Genomic DNA, 18,839 nt, shown 5'->3' with positions numbered 1-18,839 from the left:
TGCGGCAGGCCCAGCAGCGGCACCCGGACTCGGTCATCGTGGCCAACAACCTGGCCCAGGCGCTGTCCGACGCCGGCCGCCACCGCGAAGCGCTGGCGCTGATCGAGCAGGTCTCCGATCCGCGTAACCCGTATGCCAGCGAAGTGCGCTCCACCCGCCAACTGATCCTGCAGCGCCTGTCGCGGCAAGCCAGCGGCAATCGCTGACGCCAGACGGCAACAGGCCGGCGAGCGCACGCGGCGCCGCCGGCCTGCCATGGATCACGCGACGCTCAGTTGCGGTCGGCGCGCGCCGTGCGCATCGGCTTTTCTTCCGCCGGGCCGGCGCCCATCGTGGTCGTGGCCGGCTCCGGGGCGGGCGCCGCGGCAACCGGTTCCGGTGCGGGCGCCGGCGCGGCAGCCACCGGCTCCGCCGGCGCCGGGGCGGCGGCCACCGGTTCGGCTTCCTTGGTCAGCGTCGCCGTGCGCGTCTCGCCGATCCAGGCCAGCACGCCGGTTTCGCCCATCGGGGTGACGTGGGTGCTTTGCTGGCCGGCCCCGATCGCATGGTTGGGGATCAGCGGGTTCGGCGGCTGGCCTTGCGCAACGGCAACGCCCAGAACGGCGATACACGACACACCGGCGGCGACGCCTGCGATTTTGGTGAAGAGACTCATGACGAACGCTCCTTGAAATTGGAATGGATTCTTGACACGCCAGCTTCGTTGCCAGCTGGGTACAAGCCTAGTGTTCGGCCACGCGCCCAACGTCAGGTCCATGCTGCATTGCATGTCGGACGAGGGCGGCGCGCCGTGCCGCCCAGCGGCCGACGTCATGCATGTGCCGGCCGCGCCACCGCCGAGGCTGGCATGGATGAGGCATGCGACGGGGGCCGGCACTGCCGGAAAGTGCCTACATCCGCTCGCGCCTCCTGCTTGCGGGCGCCAGCCGCGCGCCTTCGCACACTGGCATCGCCGGCCGCGGTCCGCGCTACAAAGACAGGGATTGAGCTTCCGCGCTCCACGCGAAATGCAAGACCATTGTCCAGCGGCCCGGCTGGATTCCTTTCTTCCGGCGCGGTGCCCGGCGCCACCGACGCACCGCGCTTTCCATCCCGCGCAAAAAAAAACCGGGCCGCCAGGCCCGGTTGTTCGTTGCACCGCGCGTGCTCAGTTGCGGTCGGCCTTGGCCTTTTTGGCCTTCTTCTTGGTGCTGGTCTTGCCGGTGCTCTTGGCGCTCGGCGCAGCCGTGTCGGTGCTGGCGGACGTGGTGCCGCCGGCGGCGGCGCCGCTGCCGCTCGTGCCGCCGGTCGTGCCACTGGCGCCCATCGACGAGGAACCGGCGCTGCCCGCGGTGGAGCCGCTGGCGCCGGTGGTGGCGCTCGAGCCATTCGCCGGTGTGCCGGTGGCGCCCATCGGCGTGGACTGCGTGCTTTGCTGGCCGGCACCCACCGCCGGATCCTTGGCGGACGGGTTCGGCGGCGTGCTCTGTGCGATCGCGGCGCCGGCAACGGTGACGGCGGCAACGGCGGCCAGCAGGCCCTTCAGGGTCGAGTTGGTCATATGGAGGAACTCCTAGGTTGACGTGTTGTGAGAGACCGGCTCGCTGACCGGTGGGGCCAGCCTAGAAGACCTGCCGCCGCGCTGCGTCAGCGCCGGCGAGGAGTTGGTGTCGGACGAAGCCGGACGGTTTCAGCCGGCCCGGCGCGCCAGCAGCTCGTCCATGGACTCGAGCTCCGGCAGCACGTACACGACGCTCTCGCCGCGTCCCAGCCACCGTTCCACCGCATCGAGGTAGAACGCCGTCGGCACCACGACGCAGCCCAGGGAAACCCGCTTGTCGTGCGCCGATGATGTGGCCAGCCGCGCCTGGCGGGCCGCGTACGACGCGCCCGGTCGCAGCCGGTGGATGGCGAACGCCGCCTCGTAGTCGACCCACACCACATGCTCGCCATGGAGGTTGCGGCCCGGCTCCGATACGAAGCGGCCGGCCGGCGTGGTGCGTTCCGCCAGGGGCACGTGGCCGGCTTGGGTGTGCTTGCCCACCTGCGGCGCCGAGCGGTCGCCGCGGGTTTGCCCCAGCAGCACCGCCGAGCTGCCGCGCAGCCGGCCACGGGCGTCGAACACATGCAGCTGGGCCCGCTTCTTGTCGACGATCGCGAACGGCATGCCCTCGTGGTCGCCCAGCGCGACCACGCCGCTGGCGAACCGGCGCACGTCCGGCGCCAGCACCCGGCCGCCGAAATCGGCGACCGGCGGCCGTGCCGGCGCCGCCATCGCCGGCAGCGCAGCCGCCAACGCCCACACCAGCGCTGCCAGCGCCCGGCCCATTGCTGCCATCGGATCCCCTGCTCCTCGCGGCACTGCGCGAAAGCAGCGACCGGCGCTCGTTGATACTCAGCAGCAGATCGTAGCGGCACGGTCGGGCTCGACCAAGCGTCGAACGGACGGGTTCACGCCGGCGCAGGGGTTTTGCCCCAGCGGCGTTGTTTTGTGGCAGGAGCGCGCCCGATCCGGCGCGCGTCGATTCAGGGCGCCGCCCGCTGGGCGAGCCGGACCGGCCCGTTCACGTCCTGGAACGACGCGAACACTTCATGCAGCGGCCTGGTTTCTGGCAGCACGTAGATGATGGCGCCGGTGCGCTGCACCGCCGGCCTGAGCACCTTTTCGTAGAACGGCGGCGGCAGGTTGATGCAACCGTAGGACATGCGGTTGTCGTCCTTGGTCGGCGAAGCCAGCGCCTTGAGCCGTTCCGGCTTCTTCAGCACCCGGTGCATCGACACGGCGGCGTCGTAGTCGACCCAGACCACGTCCTCGCCGCGCGAGCTGCTGGCGCCCAGTTCCGCCACGAAGCGGCCCGCCGGGGTGGTCCGCTCCTGCGGGAGCACCTCGGCCACCGGTTTGTTGCCGATGCCGGGCACGGTGTCGTCGCCGTGCGACTGGCCCAGCAGCGCGGGCGCCGCCGACTGCAGCCGCCCGGCCGGGTCGAACACATACACCCGGGCGTCCTTCTTGTCGACGATGACGAACGATCTGCGCTGGTGATCGCCGGACTGGACGATCCAGTTGGCCATCCGCCGCGCGTCCTGCGAGGCCCGCTCGCGCCGGAAATCGGCATGCCGGGCGACGGCGAGTTGGGCGGGAGGGGTGGCGGCCGGCGACGGCGGCACCCCCGCTGCCAGGGGCGGCACGGACTGCGGCGCCGGCGACCGCACGGTCAGCACCGGCGGCAGGCTGACGACGAGGAAAGCGGCGCCCAGGAGCAGGCCCTTGCGCAAGGCTTCGGCGAATTCGGACCGGGAATTGGCGGGTGGTCGGTTCATCGGGGCTTGCGGAAAGACCCACCGGGCGCGGGCAGCGCCCGATGGATGACAGCCAGTAGCTTAGTTGCGGTCGGCGCGGGTGCGGCCGGTGGACGCGCTGCCGGAGGTGCCGGTCGTCGTGTCGGTGCCCATCGAGGTGGTACCGCCGGTGCTGCCGCTGCCGGTCGTGGCCGCGGTGCCGGAAGTGCCGCTGGCGCCCATCGTGCTGGAGCCGGTGGCGGTCGAGCCGGCCGTGCTGCCGCTGGTCGTGGCGGAGGAGTCGGTCGTGCCGGTGCCGCTGGCTCCCATGGTGGTGCCCGAGCTGCCGGCGTTGCCAGCCGTGCCGCTGCCGGAGGTGCCGGCGCTGCCGGAGGTCTGCGCGACGGCGATGCCGCCCAGGGCCATGGCCGCGGCGGCGACCAGGGTCGTCAGCGTTTGCTTGGTGGTGATCATCTCTGCTCCTTGAATTGAAAACAGCCCCGCGGGGCATGGAAGAAGCTGGCTGTCATCGGCCAGCAGCTTCACACCTTACGTTTGTGCCCGAGCCAGAAAAAGTGGGCCATTCCAGACCACGTCTGTAGGACACGCGCTGTCACGATTTGCTGCTCAGCTGCCCAACTCCGCGGGAGGTTCCTCGGCCATCCAGCGCTCGATCTGCAGCGCCGGGTTCGCGCACTCCCAACCCAGCGGGATCTCCTCGTCGGTCGTTGCCGCCAGCAAGCTGGCGACGGGCGGGACGAGCGGGGCAGGCGAGGACTCCATGTGGTTGCTCCCAGGCGAGTGATTGGCGTTTCGCCATCCTGCGCTGCCGAGCTTCGAAATGCCCTTCCGTGCCGGCGCGAGCCGGCGTCGGACAATGCCTACTTCGGCGCCGTCTCGGTCTTGCTGACGCCCCGGATGTTGAGCGCGGCCAGCGCCAGCTGCAGCGCGATCAGGGCATGGGCGCCGTCGTGCCAACCCCACAGCCCCCACAGCACATTGCTGGCGAGAAACACCCAGAAGCCGCTGTTGCGCCGCGCCTTCGCATTGGAGCCGACCAGCCACGCCGCCAGCACCGTGGCGAGCATGGCGGGCCACTGCAGGAGGTCGAGCCAGTCCGAGGAGAAGTCCATGGCGCCACCTTAGCGGCGGTGCGCGGCGGCGGGGGCGGCGCTCGGCGATCGCCGATGTAGGAAACGGGCCTCAATCCGTCATGAGGCGGTACAACGAGGTCAGTTCGCGGACGCGGGCGCCGTGCAGCGGATCGCCCGGGTCCTGGGCTTTGGGATGGCGCGGACGCACCTGCGAGCGCCCCACGACGCGCAGTCCCGCGTCCGCGATCCAGCCGGCGAGCTGGTCCGGTGCGCGCAACCCGAGATGCTCGGCGAAGTCCGACATGATCAGCCAGCCTTCGCCGCCGGGCGCGAGGTGGTCCCGCAGCCCGGCGAGGAAGCCGCGCAGCATGCGGCTGTCCTCGTCGTAGATGGCGCGCTCGATCGGCGCGCTGGCCCGTCCCGGCAGCCACGGCGGATTGCACACCACCAGCGGCGCTCGTCCCGGCGGAAACAGATCCGCCTCCAGCACCGTCACCTGGCGCGCCAGGCCGAGCCGCGCGATGTTCTCGCGGGCGCAGGCCAGCGCGCGCGGATCCTGGTCGGTCGCGACCACCTGCCGCACGCCGCGGCGCGCCAGGATGGCGGCCAGCACGCCGGTGCCGGTGCCGATGTCGAACGCGAGTTCGCGCGACGGCAGCGGCGCCTCGGCCACCAGCTGGAGGTATTCGCCGCGCACCGGCGAGAACACCCCGTAGTGCGGATGGATCCGGTTGGCCGGCGCGGCCCCCAGCGCCGGGACCTCGACGCCCTTCTTGCGCCACTCGTGCGCGCCCACCAGGCCGAGCAGCTCGCGCAGCGCGGCCACCGACGGCTCGCCATCCGGCGGGCCCCAGGCTTCGCGGCAGGCCTCGCGCAGGTCGGGCGCGCGCGGCAGCGCCACGCCATACCCGCCGTCCAGCTCGATCAGCACCTTGCCGAGGATGCCCACCCGCTGGCCCTGTGCCATCCGGTGCCGGTGGAAGGCTGGTGCCGCCGTGGCGGCCGCGGCCGGCTGGCGCGGCCGGCGGTCCAGGCGCCGGCCCATCGCCTGCAGCAGCTGCCGTGCGTTGTGGAAATCGCCGCGCCACAGCAGCGCCGTGCCTTCGCTCGCCAGGCGCACCGCCCGGTCGGCGGTCAGCGTGTCGTCGACGGCCAGCACGCGCCGGGGCGGCGACACCCCGGCCTCCGAGCGCCAGCGCGCGCGGCGGGCGGTGCCGCCCTCTTCCCAGGCGAGCAGCGCCGGGTTCACGTCGGCGCCTTGCCGCCGCCCAGCCTCCGCGCCAGCGTCACCGCCGACAGCACGATGGCGCCGGCGACGACGCCCGAAACGCCGTGCAGGAGCGTCGCGAGCAAGCCGGCGGCGCCGGCCGCCACCCCGTGCGCAAAGCTTTCGATGGCGTGCGCGAGCGGCGGGAGGCCGTGGACCAGGATCGCGCCGCCCACCAGGAACATGGCGGCGGTGCCGGCGACCGCGAGCCCCTTCATCAGCCAGGGCGCTGCGCGCAGGATCGCGTCACCGATGCGGCGCGCCGGGCTCGCCGCGCGCCGGCTCAGGTACAGGCCCAGGTCGTCGAGCTTGACGATCGCTGCGACCAGGCCGTAGACCCCGATCGTCATCAGCACGGCAATGCCGCTCAGGACCGCGAGCTGGACCGCGAACTCGCTCTCGGCCACCGTGCCCAGCGTGATCGCGATGATCTCGGCCGAGAGGATGAAGTCGGTGCGGATCGCGCCCTTGATCTTGTCCTTCTCGACCGCGCACAGATCGACGCCGGGGTCGGCCACGGCCCGGGCGAGTTCCTGGTGGTGCGCCTCGTCCTCGGCGCGGCTGTGCAGCGCCCGGTGGGCCAGCTTCTCGAAGCCTTCGTAGCAGAGGAAGGCCCCGCCGACCATCAGGAGCGGCGTCACGGCCCAGGGTGCGAAGGCGCTGATGGCCAGCGCGGCCGGCACGAGGATCGCCTTGTTGACGAACGAGCCGCGCGCCACCGCCCACACCACGGGCAGCTCGCGATCGGCCTGCATGCCCGAGACCTGGTTGGCGTTCAGCGCGAGGTCGTCGCCGAGCACGCCAGCGGTCTTCTTGGCCGCCACCTTGGACAGCACCGACACGTCGTCGAGGATCGACGTGATGTCGTCCAGCAGCGCCAGCAGGCTCGATGCCATGCCGCCGCCCGTCAGTCCAGGCGCCGACGCAGCCGGATTTCCTCCAGCTTCACGCCGCCGATCACCGCCGTCTTGGCCGTGTTGAGCTCGCGCTTGAAGCCGGCGTGCTCGGCAAAGCGCAGCGCGCGGTCGTTGCACAGCGGGATCCACATGGTCACTTCGGTGCAGCCTTCCTCGGCCAGGCCTTCGCGCGCCGCGTCCCACAGGGCCAGCCCGGCGCCGCGGCCCCAGTGGCCCGGCTCGACATAGAGCGCCCAGATCTCGCCGGTGGTCGGCTTGGATTTGGGGTCGCGCGAGCGGTCGTAGCCGACGAAGCCCATCACCTGGCCGGCGTCGACGGCCACCTGCAGCAACGGCTCGCCGTACTCGATGGCGTCGCGCCAGAACGCGCGGCGCTGCTCCAGCGGCGGCGACTTCGGCGTGCCGTCGACGACGCCCTGGTACGCGGCGTGCGACGAGGCGGCATGGACATCGGTGATCTTGGGTGCGTCGACCGCTTCGGCGGGCCGGACCTGGTAGCTGGACATGGGGTGAGCGTTCCTTCGCGTTGATTATGATGGGCCATGAGCCAAGCAGGACGCGCAGCCGTTCCAGGCGCGCCCGAGCCCGACACGTTCACGGTCCGATTCGACGACGGCGGTCCCGGCTTCCCGGCCGGCGCCGACGAGACCCTCCTCCAGGCCGCGCTGCGCGCCGGCATCGAGCTGCCCAGCTCGTGCCGCAACGGCACCTGCCGAACCTGCATGTGCCAGCTGCTTTCCGGCCAGGTGCGCTATCGCATTCAGTGGCCGGGCCTGCTGCCGGAGGAGAAGGCCGAAGGCTGGATTCTGCCGTGCATCGCCTATCCGCAGACCGACCTGCTGCTGCGGCGCGACAAGCCGCGCCTGGACTGGCGCGTGCAGCGCGATCAGTAGTTGCCGCTCGTGTAGGGGCTGCGCTTCACGTACGGGTGGTCGCCATCGGGAATGGGATCGGCACGCGGATCGGGCTCGTGCTCGACGGCGTTGCTGCCGCGCTCCTCGCTCGCCGGCGGCGGCTTCGGCAGTTTCTCGTCCTTGGCATCGGGCGGCGGTTGCTTCGGGCTGGGCATGGCTGGCTCCTGTGGCATGGCTGGGCCCAATCTAGTCGGCGGTCGACCGGGCCGCTGTAGGACGCGCCCGCGGACGGCCGTGCGATGGCATAGTCTGCGTCCCGTGAGAATCCTTGTTGCCCCGCTGCTCGCCGGCGCCGTCGCCGCCCTCCCCCCCGCCGCCACCCCCGCGTTCGAAGACACGATGGCCCAGCGCACGCTGGCGTGCACCGCCTGCCATGGCAAGGAGGGCCGCGCCGGCCCCGACGGCTACTACCCGCGCATCGCCGGCAAGCCGGCCGGCTACCTGTACAACCAGCTGCTCAATTTCCGCGACGGCCGCCGCCACTACGGCCTGATGGCGCGCCTGCTCGACCCGCTCTCGGATGCCTACCTGCTGGAGATCGCGCGCCATTTCGCGTCGCTGGAACTGCCCTACCCGGCACCCGCCGCCGCCAGCGCATCGCCGGCGCTGCTGCGGCGGGGCGAGACGCTCGCGCTGCGCGGCGACCCCGCCGCCGACCTGCCGGCCTGCGCCCAGTGCCACGGGCCGGCGCTCACCGGTGTGCTGCCCAACACGCCAGGACTGCTTGGGCTGCCGCGCGACTACCTCAACTCGCAACTGGGCGCGTGGCGCACCGGCCAGCGCCAGGCGCATGCACCGGACTGCATGGCGCAGATCGCCAGGCGTCTGGCGCCGGAAGACGTCACGGCGGTCACCAGCTGGCTGGCCGGGCAGCGGCTGCCCGCCATCACCCGGCCGGCCGCGGTGTTGCCGGCGCCACCGCCGATCGCGTGCGGCAGCGCGGCACTGCCGGCGGGCGGGCCGCGGCCATGAGACGCCTGGCACTCTGGACCGTGGCGCTCGCGCTGGCCCTGCTGGCGGGCGTGCTGCTGCTCAACCTGCGCGGCGAGACCGGCGGCCGCCCGGGCGCCGAAGCGCCCGCCACGCCCGAGAGCGTCGCCCGCGGCGCCTACCTCGCGCGACTGGGCAACTGCATGGCCTGCCACACCGGGCGCGGGGGGGCGCCGTTTGCCGGCGGCCGCGCGATCGACACGCCGTTCGGCACCGTGTACGCCAGCAACCTGACGCCGCATCCGCGGGCCGGCATCGGCGGCTGGTCGCGCGACGACTTCTGGCGGGCCTTGCACGAGGGCCGCTCGCGCGACGGACGGCTGCTCACGCCGGCCTTTCCGTACGCCAACTACACGCGGGTCGCGCGCGCCGACGCCGACGCGCTGTACGACTACCTGCGCAGCCTGCCGGCCGTGGACCGCGCCAACACGCCGCACCGCTTGCGCTGGCCGTACAGCACGCAGGCGGCGCTGGCGGTCTGGCGCGCCCTCTACTTCACGCCCGCGGACGCGCCGGCGCGGGCGCCCGTCGGCGAGCGCGAGCGCGGCGCCTACCTGGTGCAGGCGCTGGGCCACTGCGCGGCGTGCCACAGCGCGCGCAATGCGCTGGGTGCGAGCAGCAACATGATGGATCTGTCGGGCGGGCTGATCCCGATGCAGAACTGGTATGCGCCGGCGCTGAACTCGCCGTCCGAGGCCGGGGTGGCCGATTGGCCGCTGGCCGAGATCGAACGGCTGCTGGCCAGCGGCGTGTCGGCCTCGGCGACGGTGCTGGGGCCGATGGCCGAAGTGGTGCTGCACAGCACCCAGCATCTGACACCTGCCGACCTGCGGGCCATGGCGGTGCATCTGCAGTCGCTGCCGCAGCACGAGGCGGGGGCGGCGCCGCCCACCGGCCCGCGGGCGAGCAGCCAGCTGATGGCGCGCGGTGCCAAGCTGTACGGGGACCGCTGCGCCTCCTGCCACGGCGAGCGCGGCGAGGGCGTGCGCGGCGCCTACCCGGCGCTGGCCGGCAACCGTGCCGTGACGCTGCCGGTGACGGCCAACCTGGTCCAGGTGGTGCTGCACGGCGGCTTTGCCCCGGCCACGGCCGGCAACCCGCGGCCGTTCGGCATGCCGCCGTTCGCCACGCTCATGAGCGACGCCGACGTGGCCGCCGTGCTCAGCTACGTCCGCGGCGCGTGGGGGAACCAGGCGCCGGCGGTGTCGGAGCTGGACGTCGGCCGACAACGGAGCACCACCTACTGACGAGGCCACCCGGTCCCGGGCAGAATGGCCAGTACCATGGAATTCCGTCTCGTCGATCTGCCGCCGCCGGTGACCGGCTCGCTGCTGCTGGCGGGGATGCCGGCGCGCTTCGAGCCGTGGCCCGCGTTCGAGGCCCGCGCGCGCACCGCGACGCTGCAACTGGTGGTCTGCCTCACGCCGCGCACCGAAATCGAGGAGCTCTCCCCGGCCTATTACCAGGCGCTGGTGCAGGACCGGCTGCCATTTCGGTGGCTGAACCTGCCGATGCGCAACTTCGGCCTGCCGGAGGACACGCCGGCCTTCCGCCAGGGGGTGCACCAGATCGCGGCGGCGCTGCGCGGGGGCGATGCCGTCATGCTGCACTGCGCCGCCGGTCTCGGCCGCACCGGCAGCACGGCGGCCTGCGTGCTCAAGGCGCTGGGCCTGGACGCCGAGGACGCCCTGCAGCGCGTGCGGGATGCGGGCTCGAACCCGCAGAACGCCCAGCAGTCCGGCCTGGTGAACTGGTTCTAGAGCCGGTCGACCCGCTGGCCGGCCACCGCCAGCAGCTGCTCGCGGCTCACCAGGTGCGGCGCGATGTCGGCCAGCGGCCTCAGCACGAAGGCGCGCTGCCACATGCGCGGATGCGGCACGCGCAGGCGCGCGCTCTCGATGCGCCCCGAGCCGTACAGCAGCAGGTCCAGGTCCAGCGTGCGGGGCGCGTTCGGGTACGGCCGCTCGCGCCCTGCCCTGGCCTCGATCGCGTGCAGGCATTCGAGCAGCTCGGGCGCCGCCAGGCCGGTGTCGATCTGCGCCACGGCATTGACGTAATCGGGGCCGCCGGACCCCATCGGCGCCGTGCGGTACAGCGGCGATTCGCGCCGCAGCCGGGTTCGGGGCAAGGCACCGAGCTCGCGCATCGCCTGCCGTATGGCCTGCGCGGCGTCGCCCAGGTTCGCACCCAGCGCCACGTAGGCCGTGACCGGCTCGCGTCCCACGTCAGTCGTCGGCCGGGCTCGGCTCGGTGCCGGCGCCACCGGCGCCGGACGGCTTGCGACGGCGCCGGCGTCGCTTCTTGGGGGCTTCGGCCGCGCCTTCGCCGCCTTCGGGCGCCGGCGCGGCAGCCTCGCTCACGATCACCGCGCCCTCGCCGACGGGCGGCGCGGACGGCCGCGGCGCGCGCACGCGGCGCTGGCCGCGATGCTGTTCCTCGCGCAGCTGCGCCACCAGGTCCTCCCGCAGGTCGTCGCTGGCCTGGCTGAATTCCTGCCACCAGTCGGCCAGCACGACGTCGACTTCGCCGACGTCGGCGCGCAGCCGCATGAAGTCGAACGCGGCCCGGAAGCGCGGCTGCTCCACCAGGCTGTACGGGGTGTTGCCGGTGCGCTTCTCGAAGCGCGGCTGCATCATCCAGATCTCGCGCATGTCGGCGCCCAGCTTGCCGCGGCCCGAAACGTCGCCGATGCGCGCCTCGAACACATCGTCGATCGCCTCCTGCAGCGCCGGAAAGGGATGCTGCTTGCGGGCCAGCCGTTCGGCCCAGCCGTCGCGCACGTCGGACCAGAGCACGCAGGCCAGCAGGAAGCTCGGCGCGACCGGCTTCTCCTCGTTCACGCGGCGGTCGGTGTCCTGCAGGGCCGCGCGCACGAACGGCTGGTCGGCGCGCTCGACCACCAGGTCCAGCAGCGGGTAGATGCCGGTGGCCATGCCGAGCGCCTTGAGCTGCTCGATCGTGGCCACCGCATGCCCGGTCTGCAGCAGCTTCAGCATCTCGTCGAAGAGGCGGCTTTGCGGCACCTCGGCCAGCAGCGCGCGGCACTCCAGCAGCGGCCTGGCGGTCTTGGGCTCGAGCTTGAAGCCCAGCGCGCTCAGCTTGGACACGAAGCGGATGGCCCGGATCAGGCGCACCGGGTCCTCGCGATAACGCGTGAGCGGGTCGCCGATCATGCGGATCACGCGCTTCTTCACGTCGCGAATCCCGCCGTGGTAGTCGACCACGGTCTGGGTCTCGGGGTCGTAGTACATCGCGTTGATGGTGAAGTCGCGCCGGGTCGCGTCTTCCTCCTGCGGCCCCCAGACGTTGTCGCGCAGCACCCGGCCGCTCGAGTCGACGGCGTGCTTCAGCCCCGCGAGTTCGTTCTTGCTGGTCTTCTCGTTGCCGGCCACGGCTTCGGCGGCGGCGTTGTCCATGTAGGCGCGGAAGGTGGAGACCTCGATCACCTCGTGCTCGCGGCCGCGCCCGAACACCACGTGGACGATCCGGAAGCGCCGGCCGATGATGAACGCGCGGCGGAACAGCGACTTGACCTGCTCCGGCGTCGCGCTGGTCGCGACGTCGAAGTCCTTGGGCCGCAGGCCGACCAGCAGGTCGCGCACGGCGCCGCCCACGATGTAGGCCTCGTGCCCCGCTTCCTTGAGCGTGTGCACGACGTTCTGGGCGCGCTCGTCGACCAGCGAGGGATCGATCCCATGTTCCTGCGGGCCGACCTCCTGGCGCTTGCCGAAGTTGGGACGGCCGCCGTTGTTGCCGAACAGATTGGCGATGAATTTCTTGATCATGGGTGCTTGAAGAGGTCCAGGATACGCCAGCCGCGCTGGACGGCGATGGCGCGCAGCCGCTCTTCGGCGTTGGTGGCCACCGGATGATCGACCCGCTCCAGCAGGGGCAGGTCGTTCATCGAGTCGGAATAGAAGGTCGCGTCGATGTCGTGCCAGTCGAGGCCGCGCTGCGCCAGCCACTGCGCCAGGCGCGTCACCTTGCCCTCGCGCAGCGACGGCACGCCGGCGATCTCGCCGGTGATCCAGCCGTCGGCGCCGCGTTCGAGTTCGACGGCGATCAGCTCCGCCACGCCGAAGGCCTGCGCGATCGGCCGCGTGACGAATTCGTTGGTCGCGGTGATGATCACGGCGAGGTCGCCGGCAGCCTGGTGCGAGCGCACCAGCGCCAGCGCCTCGTCGCGGATCGCCGGGCCGATCACGGTCGTCATGAAGTCAGCCTGCGCCTGGCGCGCCGCATCGGCGCCGCGCTGGCGCAGGGCCTCGGTGGCGAAGCGCACGTACTCGTGCACGTCCAGCGTGCCGGCCTGGTAATGCTCGTAGAACTCGTCGTTGCGGCGGCGGAACGCCTCGCGGTCGGTCCAGCCGATCGCGTGCGTGAACTCGCCCCAGGCGTAGTCGGAATCGATCGGCAGCAAGGTGTTGTCCAGGTCGAACAACGCAAGCCTGGTCTTTCGGGTCACTCGTTCTCCAGCATGGATCTGATCAGCGGGATCGTGATGGCGCGCTTGGTCTGCAGCGCATAGCCGTCCAGCTGTTCCAGCAGCTGCATCAGGCTGCCCAGATCGCGCGAGAAGCGCGTCAGCATGAAGTCCATCACGTCGTCGCCCAGGAAGATGCCCCGCTCGTCGGCGGCCTGCCGCAGTACGGCCCGCCGCTCCGGCTCGCTGAGCACCTGCAAGTGGAACACATGGCCCCAGCCGAGCCGCGTGCGCAGGTCTTCCCGCAGGTGCAGGTCGGCCGGCGGCGCCGCGCCCGCGGCCAGCACCCCGCGCTGCAGTGTCTGCGCATTCACGAACCAGTTGAAGGCGGCGTGCTGCTGCACGGCGGTGTAGCGGTCGACGTCGTCCATCAGCACGACGGCCCAGGCCTCGTCGAATTCCGGCGGCTCGTGCACCGCCGGATCGAGCCAGCCGGCGCCGGCGCCCTGCTCCCGCAGGGCCTCGGCCACCGCCTTGAGCAGGTGCGTCTTGCCGCTGCCGCCGGCGCCCCACAGGTAGGTCGGCACGGGCGAGCGCGTCGGGCTGCCGGCCCACAGGCGCAGGTGCGCGAGCGCCGCCTCGTTGGGGCCCGCGCAGAAGCCGGCCAGTGTGGGCGGCCGCGCCATGCCGATGTCCAGCGCGATCTGTTTCATGATCATGGTCAGCTCAGGTACAGGTTGCTGCGGATGTAGCCCGCGCGCAGGCGCCGGATCGCCACCAGCAGCACCGCGCTGGCCGGCAGCGCCACCAGCACGCCCACGAAGCCGAACAGCTGGCCGAACGCGAGCAGCGCGAAGATCACGACCAGCGGATGCAGGCCGATGCGCTCGCCGACCAGCCGCGGCGTGAGATAGAAGCCTTCGATCACCTGCCCGCTGCCGTACACCACCGCCACCATCACGAGCGCCTTGGCCGAGGCGAACTGCAGCACCCCGGCCAGCAGCGCCATGATCAGGCCGATGCCGAAGCCGACATAGGGCACGAACATCGCCAGCCCGGTGAACATCCCGATCGGCAAGGCGAGGTCCAGCCCGAACAGGGCGAGGCCGACGCTGTAGAACAGGCCCATGGTCAGCATCACCAGCAATTGCCCGCGCAGATACTGCCCCAGCACCTGGTCGGCCTCGGTGGTGAAGGAGTCGAACGCCGGCCGCGCGCGCGGCGGAACCAGCTCCAGCACCCGGGCGACGAAGCCCCGCCAGTCCAGGAGCAGGTAGAACAGCGCCACCGGGATCAGCACCGCGTTGCCGACCACCGCCAGCGCGACGCTGCCGCCCAGTTTCAGCGACGGCAGCAGCGAGGCCAGCGCGGCCTGGTAGTTGGCGTTGAGGTAGCCGAGCAGCCGCGCCTTGAGGCTTGCCAGGTCGAGGTTCACGCTGATGCCGAACTGCTGCAGCCAGGGGGCGATGGTCTCGTTGAGCCGGTCGAACATCAGCGGGAACTGGGCCCGCATCAGCGGCACTTCCTTGGCCAGGATCGGCACCACCAGCAGCACCAGGCCGAACAGCGCCAGGATCAACAGCAGCTCGACGACCACCACGGCGACGAACCGCGGCACGTAGCCGCGCCCGAGTCCGTCGAGCCGCTCCACCAGCGGCGTGAGCGCGTACGCCAGCACCGCCGCCACCACGAACGGCGTGAGCACCGGGCCCAGCAGCCAGAGCGCGAGCACGGCCAGGAAGGCGATCAGCAGCCAGGCTGAAACGCGCTTCTGGGAGGTCGTGAACTGCATGGAGGTGCCGGGCCGGGGTGCGCTGCCTGGGGCCGCGCCGCGCGGCCCCTCGCGGGAGCGAAAGATAGAATCTGGCAAATTCTATCGGGCCTGCCTCAGCCGGGCCCGCCACCGATCACCGATCCATGAGCTCTCCCCCCCTCTCGTACAAGGAAGCCGGCGTCGACATCGAAGCCGGCGACGCGCTGGTCGAGCGCATCAAGCCGCTGGCGAAGAAGACCATGCGCGAAGGCGTGCTGGGCGGCATCGGCGGCTTCGGCGCGCTGTTCGAGGTACCCAAGCGCTATCGCGAGCCGGTACTGGTGAGCGGCACCGACGGCGTCGGCACCAAGCTGAAGCTCGCGTTCGAGTGGAACATGCACGACACGGTGGGCATCGACCTGGTTGCCATGAGCGTCAACGACGTCCTGGTGCAGGGGGCGGAGCCGCTCTTCTTTCTCGACTACTTCGCCTGCGGCAAGCTGGACGTCGATACGGCCGCGGCCGTGGTCGGCGGCATCGCGCGCGGCTGCGAGCTCTCCGGCTGCGCCCTGATCGGCGGCGAGACGGCGGAGATGCCGGGCATGTATCCGGCCGGCGAATACGACCTGGCGGGATTTGCCGTCGGCGCGGTGGAGAAGTCGAAGATCCTGACCGGCGCCGGCGTCCGGTCCGGCGACGTGGTGCTGGGCCTGGCCTCCAGCGGCGCCCATTCCAACGGCTTCTCGCTGGTGCGCAAGTGCATCGAGCGCGCCGGCGGCGCGCTGCCGGCCACGCTGGACGGCAAGCCGTTCCGCGAAGCGGTGATGGCGCCCACCCGGCTGTACGTCAAGAGCGTGCTGGCCGTGCTCGCGCAGCAGCCGATCAAGGCGCTGGCCCACATCACCGGCGGCGGGCTGCTGGAGAACATTCCGCGCGTGCTGCCCGACGACTGCGCGGCCCACCTGAAACACGGCAGCTGGCCGCAAAGCGAGCTGTTCGCGTGGCTGCAGGCCACCGCCGGCATCGACGCCCACGAGATGAACCGCACGTTCAACAACGGCATCGGGATGGTGGTCGTGGTCGAGGCGGCGCAGGCGCAGGCCACCGCGGCGGCCCTGCGGGCGCAGGGCGAGACCGTGTACCAGATCGGCGCCATCGCCCCGCGCGCCGGCGGCGCGCCCGTGGTGATCGCCTGACACGGCCATGACCGGCCAGCCCAGCGCGCGGCCCCGCCTGCCGCCGGCCATCTGGGCGCTGGGGTTCGTCAGCCTGCTGATGGACGTCTCCTCGGAGCTGATCCACAGCCTGCTGCCGGTGTTCCTGGTCGCCGGCCTGGGCACCAGCGTGCTCGCCGTGGGCCTCATCGAAGGAGCGGCCGAAGCGACGGCCCTCATCGTCAAGGTGTTCTCCGGCGTCATCAGCGACTACTGGGGCCGGCGCAAACCGATGGCGGTGCTGGGCTACGGTCTGGGCGCGTTCTCCAAGCCGCTGTTTGCACTGGCCACCACCTCGGGCCTGGTGCTGGGCGCCCGCCTGCTCGACCGGGTCGGCAAGGGGTTGCGGGGCGCCCCGCGCGACGCCCTGGTGGCCGACATCGCGCCGCCGCAAATTCGCGGCGCCGCCTTCGGCCTGCGGCAGTCGCTCGATACGGTCGGCGCTTTCCTCGGCCCGCTGCTGGCGATCGGCTTCATGCTGCTGTGGGCCAACGACTTCCGAGCGGTCTTCTGGGTGGCGGTGATCCCGGCCGTGCTGTCCGTCCTGCTGCTGGTGGTGGGGGTGCGCGAGCCCGACCACGCGGCCGGCGCCCGCCGCAGCAACCCGATCCGCCGCGACAACCTCGCCCGGCTGGGACCGGCCTACTGGTGGGTGGTGGCCGCCGGCGCCGTCTTCACGCTGGCGCGCTTCAGCGAAGCCTTCCTGGTGCTGCGGGCCCAGCAGGGCGGGCTGGCGCTGGCCTGGACGCCGCTGGTGCTGATCGCGATGAACGTCGTCTATGCCGTCGGGGCCTACCCGTTCGGCCGGATGGCCGACCGGATGAGCCACACGGCGCTGCTGGCCTGGGGGCTCGCGGTCCTGATCGCGTCCGACCTGCTGCTCGCGGGCGCGGCCGGCGGACCGATGCTGTGGGCGGGCATCGCCCTGTGGGGCCTGCACATGGCGATGACCCAGGGCCTGCTGGCGACAATGGTCGCCGACACGGCGCCGGCCGACCTGCGCGGCACGGCCTTCGGTTTCTTCAATCTCGTGAGCGGCGTGGCCTTGCTGCTGGCGAGCGGCCTGGCCGGCTGGCTGTGGGATCGCTCCGGCGCGCCGGTCACCTTCCTGGCCGGCGCCGGCTTCAGCGCGGTCGCCCTGCTGCTGCTGGCGATCCGGCGCCGGCCGGCCCGGCCGGCAACCTCCTGAATCGAAGGCGCGCGCTCAGTTCTTCGCGCGCCGCAGGTCGGCCACGCGGTCGGCGATGGCGTCGATGTCCAGGGCGTCCTGGGCATGCACCAGGTAGGTCTCGAGGTCGCGCACCGCCAGGCCGCTGTGGCCCTGCTCGGCGTGCGCGAGGCCGCGGTCGCGGTATTCGGACCAGGCTTCCGGCAACAGGACGATCAGCCGGTCTTCGACGGCGATCAGGCGCTGCCAGTCTTCCTGGGCCTGGTGGATTTCCTTCAGGTTGCGCAGCATCCGGGCGATGATGTCGCGCGCCGGCGCCGCCTGCAGGTACAGCCCCAGCGGCACCTCGAATTCGTCGACCAGGCCGCTGCTGCGCTTGTACGGCTCCAGCCGTTCGGCCAGTTCCTCGCGCGACAGCGACTGTCCGGTGAAGGGGTCGATCACCACCTGCCCCTTGGGCAGGTTGACCTTGACCATGAAGTGGCCCGGAAAGCAGACGCCGCGCGCGTGCAGCCCCAGGCCCTGCGCCAGTTCGATCCACAGCACGGCCAGCGAGATCTGGATGCCGCGCCGCGTGCGCAGCACCACGTTGATGTGGCTGTTGTCGGGGTCGCAGTAGTCGTTGACGTTGCCGCCGAAACTGAGGTCGCGGAAGAAGAACTGGTTGAGCGCGCGCAGCCGCTGCAGGGGCGCCGCATCGGCCGGCAGCCGGCGCTTCAGGCGCGAGAGCAGCTGGTCGACGTCGCCGAGCACCTGCTGGATGTCCAGATCCGGGTATTCGTCCTGGGCGATGCTGGCGGCGGCCTCCAGCAGCGGGAACTGGTCGTCGCTTTGCACCAGCGCGCGGAAATACTCCAGTGGCGTCGGAGCTGACAGATTCAACCGCATGAGTTGTTTTGTAATGGACCGGCCAGCGGCCGTCAAGCGACGCCGTCAGCGTCCCGGCTTCAGCGCGTGACAAACTGCCGCAGCTTCACCCCGGCGGCCCAGAGCGCTACAAAGTAAAGAGCAGCCGAGCCAGCCAGCAGCGCGGCCATCAGGCCGATGCGCTGCCCGCGGTGGGCCCGCAGCGCGACCCAGTCGAAGCTGGCGGCGGCCCACATGAGGAACACCGCGAGCAGCGCGCTGGCGGCCAGCACCTGCAGGCCGAAACGGCCCCAGCCGGGCGCCGGGACATAACTGCCGCGCCGCAGCAGGCCCGTCAGCAGCCAGCCCGCGTTGACCAGCGCGCCCAGCGCGATCGACAGCGCCAGGCCGGCATGCTTGAGCCACGGCACGAGCGCGAGGTTGAGCAGTTGCGTGATCACCAGCACCACCACGGCGATGCGCACCGGCGTGCGCATGTCCTGGCTGGCGTAGAAGCCCGAGGCCAGCACCTTGATCGCCACCAGCCCGAGCAGTCCGGCGCCGTAGCCCGCCAGCGCGATCGACACCTGCGCCACGTCGCCATCCTTGAAGGCGCCATAGTGGAACACGGTGGCGACCAGCGGCTGGGCGAACAACAGCAGGGCCATCGACGAGGGCACCGCCAGCAGCACCACCAGGCGCAGGCCCCAGTCGAGCATGGCCGAATAGCGCTCGGCGTCCTGGCTGGCCCGGGCGGCGGCCAGCTGCGGCATCAGCACCACGCCCAGGGCGACGCCCAGCATCGCGGTCGGAAACTCCATCAGGCGGTCGGCGTAGGTGAGCCAGGTCACGCTGCCGGTCGGCAGCCAGGACGCGATCTGCGTATTGATGAGCAGCGAAATCTGGGCGACGCCGACGCCCAGCAGCGCCGGCATCATCATCCGCGCGACCCGGCGGGTGCCCGGATCGTTCCAGGCGGCACGCAGCCGCGACCA

Annotated in this window: 25 protein-coding genes; 7 read left to right on the top strand and 18 right to left on the bottom strand. The window is 71.7% G+C overall.

The features are described from left to right. A partial coding sequence (locus VNT59_RS17940) for a hypothetical protein (RefSeq protein ID WP_325500623.1) occupies positions 1–206 on the top strand: 206 nt, incomplete at its 5' end. Positions 207–271: 65 nt separating this feature from the next. Here the strand turns inward: VNT59_RS17940 and VNT59_RS17935 are convergent. From VNT59_RS17935 to VNT59_RS17890, 10 genes are all read right to left on the bottom strand, one after another. Continuing rightward, positions 272–757, bottom strand: coding sequence for a hypothetical protein (locus VNT59_RS17935; protein WP_325500621.1), 486 nt, complete (start codon positions 755–757; stop codon positions 272–274). Positions 758–1,147: 390 nt separating this feature from the next. After that, positions 1,148–1,540: a proteophosphoglycan ppg4 gene (locus tag VNT59_RS17930; RefSeq protein ID WP_325500619.1), complete on the bottom strand. Its 393-nt coding sequence runs from the start codon at positions 1,538–1,540 to the stop codon at positions 1,148–1,150. A gap of 129 nt (positions 1,541–1,669) precedes the next feature. Next, the gene (locus tag VNT59_RS17925; RefSeq protein ID WP_325500617.1) at positions 1,670–2,317 is read right to left on the bottom strand and encodes a L,D-transpeptidase; all 648 of its coding nucleotides are present in this window, start codon (positions 2,315–2,317) and stop codon (positions 1,670–1,672) included. Between the two features lie 188 nt (positions 2,318–2,505). Continuing rightward, positions 2,506–3,300, bottom strand: coding sequence for a hypothetical protein (locus VNT59_RS17920; protein ID WP_325500610.1), 795 nt, complete (start codon positions 3,298–3,300; stop codon positions 2,506–2,508). A gap of 60 nt (positions 3,301–3,360) precedes the next feature. Continuing rightward, positions 3,361–3,732 carry a hypothetical protein gene (locus tag VNT59_RS17915; protein WP_325500608.1) on the bottom strand — a complete coding sequence of 124 codons (372 nt, stop codon included), beginning with the start codon at positions 3,730–3,732 and terminating at the stop codon, positions 3,361–3,363. Positions 3,733–3,885: 153 nt separating this feature from the next. Further along, positions 3,886–4,041, bottom strand: a complete 156-nt coding sequence (locus VNT59_RS17910) for a hypothetical protein (protein WP_325500606.1) — start codon at positions 4,039–4,041, stop codon at positions 3,886–3,888. 98 nt (positions 4,042–4,139) lie between these two features. Next, positions 4,140–4,391: a hypothetical protein gene (locus VNT59_RS17905; RefSeq protein ID WP_325500604.1), complete on the bottom strand. Its 252-nt coding sequence runs from the start codon at positions 4,389–4,391 to the stop codon at positions 4,140–4,142. 70 nt (positions 4,392–4,461) lie between these two features. Further along, entirely contained in the window at positions 4,462–5,589 is a 1,128-nt protein-coding gene (locus VNT59_RS17900; RefSeq protein WP_325500627.1) for a class I SAM-dependent methyltransferase, read from the bottom strand. 8 nt (positions 5,590–5,597) lie between these two features. Further along, complete coding sequence (locus VNT59_RS17895) at positions 5,598–6,515, bottom strand: DUF808 domain-containing protein (RefSeq protein WP_325500602.1); 918 nt, start codon at positions 6,513–6,515, stop codon at positions 5,598–5,600. A gap of 11 nt (positions 6,516–6,526) precedes the next feature. Then, positions 6,527–7,042, bottom strand: coding sequence for a GNAT family N-acetyltransferase (locus VNT59_RS17890; RefSeq protein ID WP_325500600.1), 516 nt, complete (start codon positions 7,040–7,042; stop codon positions 6,527–6,529). 36 nt (positions 7,043–7,078) lie between these two features. Here VNT59_RS17890 and VNT59_RS17885 point away from each other — a divergent pair, with 36 nt between their 5' ends. Beyond that, positions 7,079–7,429: a 2Fe-2S iron-sulfur cluster-binding protein gene (locus VNT59_RS17885; RefSeq protein ID WP_325500598.1), complete on the top strand. Its 351-nt coding sequence runs from the start codon at positions 7,079–7,081 to the stop codon at positions 7,427–7,429. Here VNT59_RS17885 and VNT59_RS17880 read toward each other — a convergent pair. Next, the gene (locus tag VNT59_RS17880) at positions 7,423–7,605 is read right to left on the bottom strand and encodes a hypothetical protein (RefSeq protein ID WP_325500596.1); all 183 of its coding nucleotides are present in this window, start codon (positions 7,603–7,605) and stop codon (positions 7,423–7,425) included. The two genes, VNT59_RS17885 and VNT59_RS17880, sit on opposite strands and share 7 nt — an antisense overlap. Positions 7,606–7,708: 103 nt before the next feature. Between VNT59_RS17880 and VNT59_RS17875 the strand changes: the two genes are divergently transcribed. The 3 genes from VNT59_RS17875 to VNT59_RS17865 are packed head-to-tail and all read left to right on the top strand — an operon-like array spanning position 7,709 to position 10,200. Further along, positions 7,709–8,422, top strand: a complete 714-nt coding sequence (locus tag VNT59_RS17875) for a c-type cytochrome (protein ID WP_414708412.1) — start codon at positions 7,709–7,711, stop codon at positions 8,420–8,422. Further along, positions 8,419–9,687 (top strand): c-type cytochrome, encoded by a 1,269-nt coding sequence (locus VNT59_RS17870; protein ID WP_325500594.1) that lies wholly within the window; start codon positions 8,419–8,421, stop codon positions 9,685–9,687. Before VNT59_RS17875 ends, VNT59_RS17870 begins: the two co-directional genes overlap by 4 nt. A 36-nt stretch (positions 9,688–9,723) precedes the next feature. Continuing rightward, positions 9,724–10,200, top strand: a complete 477-nt coding sequence (locus tag VNT59_RS17865) for a protein-tyrosine phosphatase family protein (RefSeq protein ID WP_325500592.1) — start codon at positions 9,724–9,726, stop codon at positions 10,198–10,200. Here the strand turns inward: VNT59_RS17865 and folK are convergent. The 5 genes from folK to VNT59_RS17840 are packed head-to-tail and all read right to left on the bottom strand — an operon-like array spanning position 10,197 to position 14,655. Further along, positions 10,197–10,664 (bottom strand): 2-amino-4-hydroxy-6-hydroxymethyldihydropteridine diphosphokinase, encoded by a 468-nt coding sequence (gene folK, locus VNT59_RS17860; protein ID WP_325500590.1) that lies wholly within the window; start codon positions 10,662–10,664, stop codon positions 10,197–10,199. The genes VNT59_RS17865 and folK overlap by 4 nt on opposite strands. A gap of 1 nt (position 10,665) precedes the next feature. Then, positions 10,666–12,225 carry a polynucleotide adenylyltransferase PcnB gene (gene pcnB / locus VNT59_RS17855; protein ID WP_325500588.1) on the bottom strand — a complete coding sequence of 520 codons (1,560 nt, stop codon included), beginning with the start codon at positions 12,223–12,225 and terminating at the stop codon, positions 10,666–10,668. Beyond that, the gene (locus tag VNT59_RS17850) at positions 12,222–12,905 is read right to left on the bottom strand and encodes an HAD-IB family hydrolase (RefSeq protein WP_325500586.1); all 684 of its coding nucleotides are present in this window, start codon (positions 12,903–12,905) and stop codon (positions 12,222–12,224) included. Before VNT59_RS17850 ends, pcnB begins: the two co-directional genes overlap by 4 nt. Continuing rightward, positions 12,902–13,576 (bottom strand): DnaA regulatory inactivator Hda, encoded by a 675-nt coding sequence (gene hda / locus VNT59_RS17845; protein WP_325500584.1) that lies wholly within the window; start codon positions 13,574–13,576, stop codon positions 12,902–12,904. Before hda ends, VNT59_RS17850 begins: the two co-directional genes overlap by 4 nt. An 8-nt stretch (positions 13,577–13,584) precedes the next feature. Beyond that, positions 13,585–14,655: an AI-2E family transporter gene (locus VNT59_RS17840; RefSeq protein WP_325500582.1), complete on the bottom strand. Its 1,071-nt coding sequence runs from the start codon at positions 14,653–14,655 to the stop codon at positions 13,585–13,587. 125 nt (positions 14,656–14,780) lie between these two features. On the opposite strand from VNT59_RS17840, the gene purM reads away from it, so the two are divergent. Further along, the gene (gene purM, locus VNT59_RS17835; RefSeq protein ID WP_325500580.1) at positions 14,781–15,812 is read left to right on the top strand and encodes a phosphoribosylformylglycinamidine cyclo-ligase; all 1,032 of its coding nucleotides are present in this window, start codon (positions 14,781–14,783) and stop codon (positions 15,810–15,812) included. A 7-nt stretch (positions 15,813–15,819) separates the two neighbouring features. After that, positions 15,820–17,019, top strand: a complete 1,200-nt coding sequence (locus tag VNT59_RS17830) for an MFS transporter (RefSeq protein ID WP_325500578.1) — start codon at positions 15,820–15,822, stop codon at positions 17,017–17,019. Between the two features lie 15 nt (positions 17,020–17,034). Here VNT59_RS17830 and VNT59_RS17825 read toward each other — a convergent pair whose 3' ends face one another. Both VNT59_RS17825 and murJ read right to left on the bottom strand, forming a co-directional pair. Then, complete coding sequence (locus VNT59_RS17825; RefSeq protein ID WP_325500576.1) at positions 17,035–17,886, bottom strand: SirB1 family protein; 852 nt, start codon at positions 17,884–17,886, stop codon at positions 17,035–17,037. A 59-nt stretch (positions 17,887–17,945) separates the two neighbouring features. Continuing rightward, on the bottom strand, positions 17,946–18,839 hold an 894-nt coding region (gene murJ, locus VNT59_RS17820; protein ID WP_325500574.1), incomplete at its 5' end, for a murein biosynthesis integral membrane protein MurJ.

Origin of the sequence: Ramlibacter sp. (assembly GCF_035554825.1) — a bacterium.
Classification (GTDB): domain Bacteria; phylum Pseudomonadota; class Gammaproteobacteria; order Burkholderiales; family Burkholderiaceae_C; genus Ramlibacter.
Note: the sequence above shows the minus strand (reverse complement) of the source record. Positions and strands in the feature narration are given on the sequence as shown.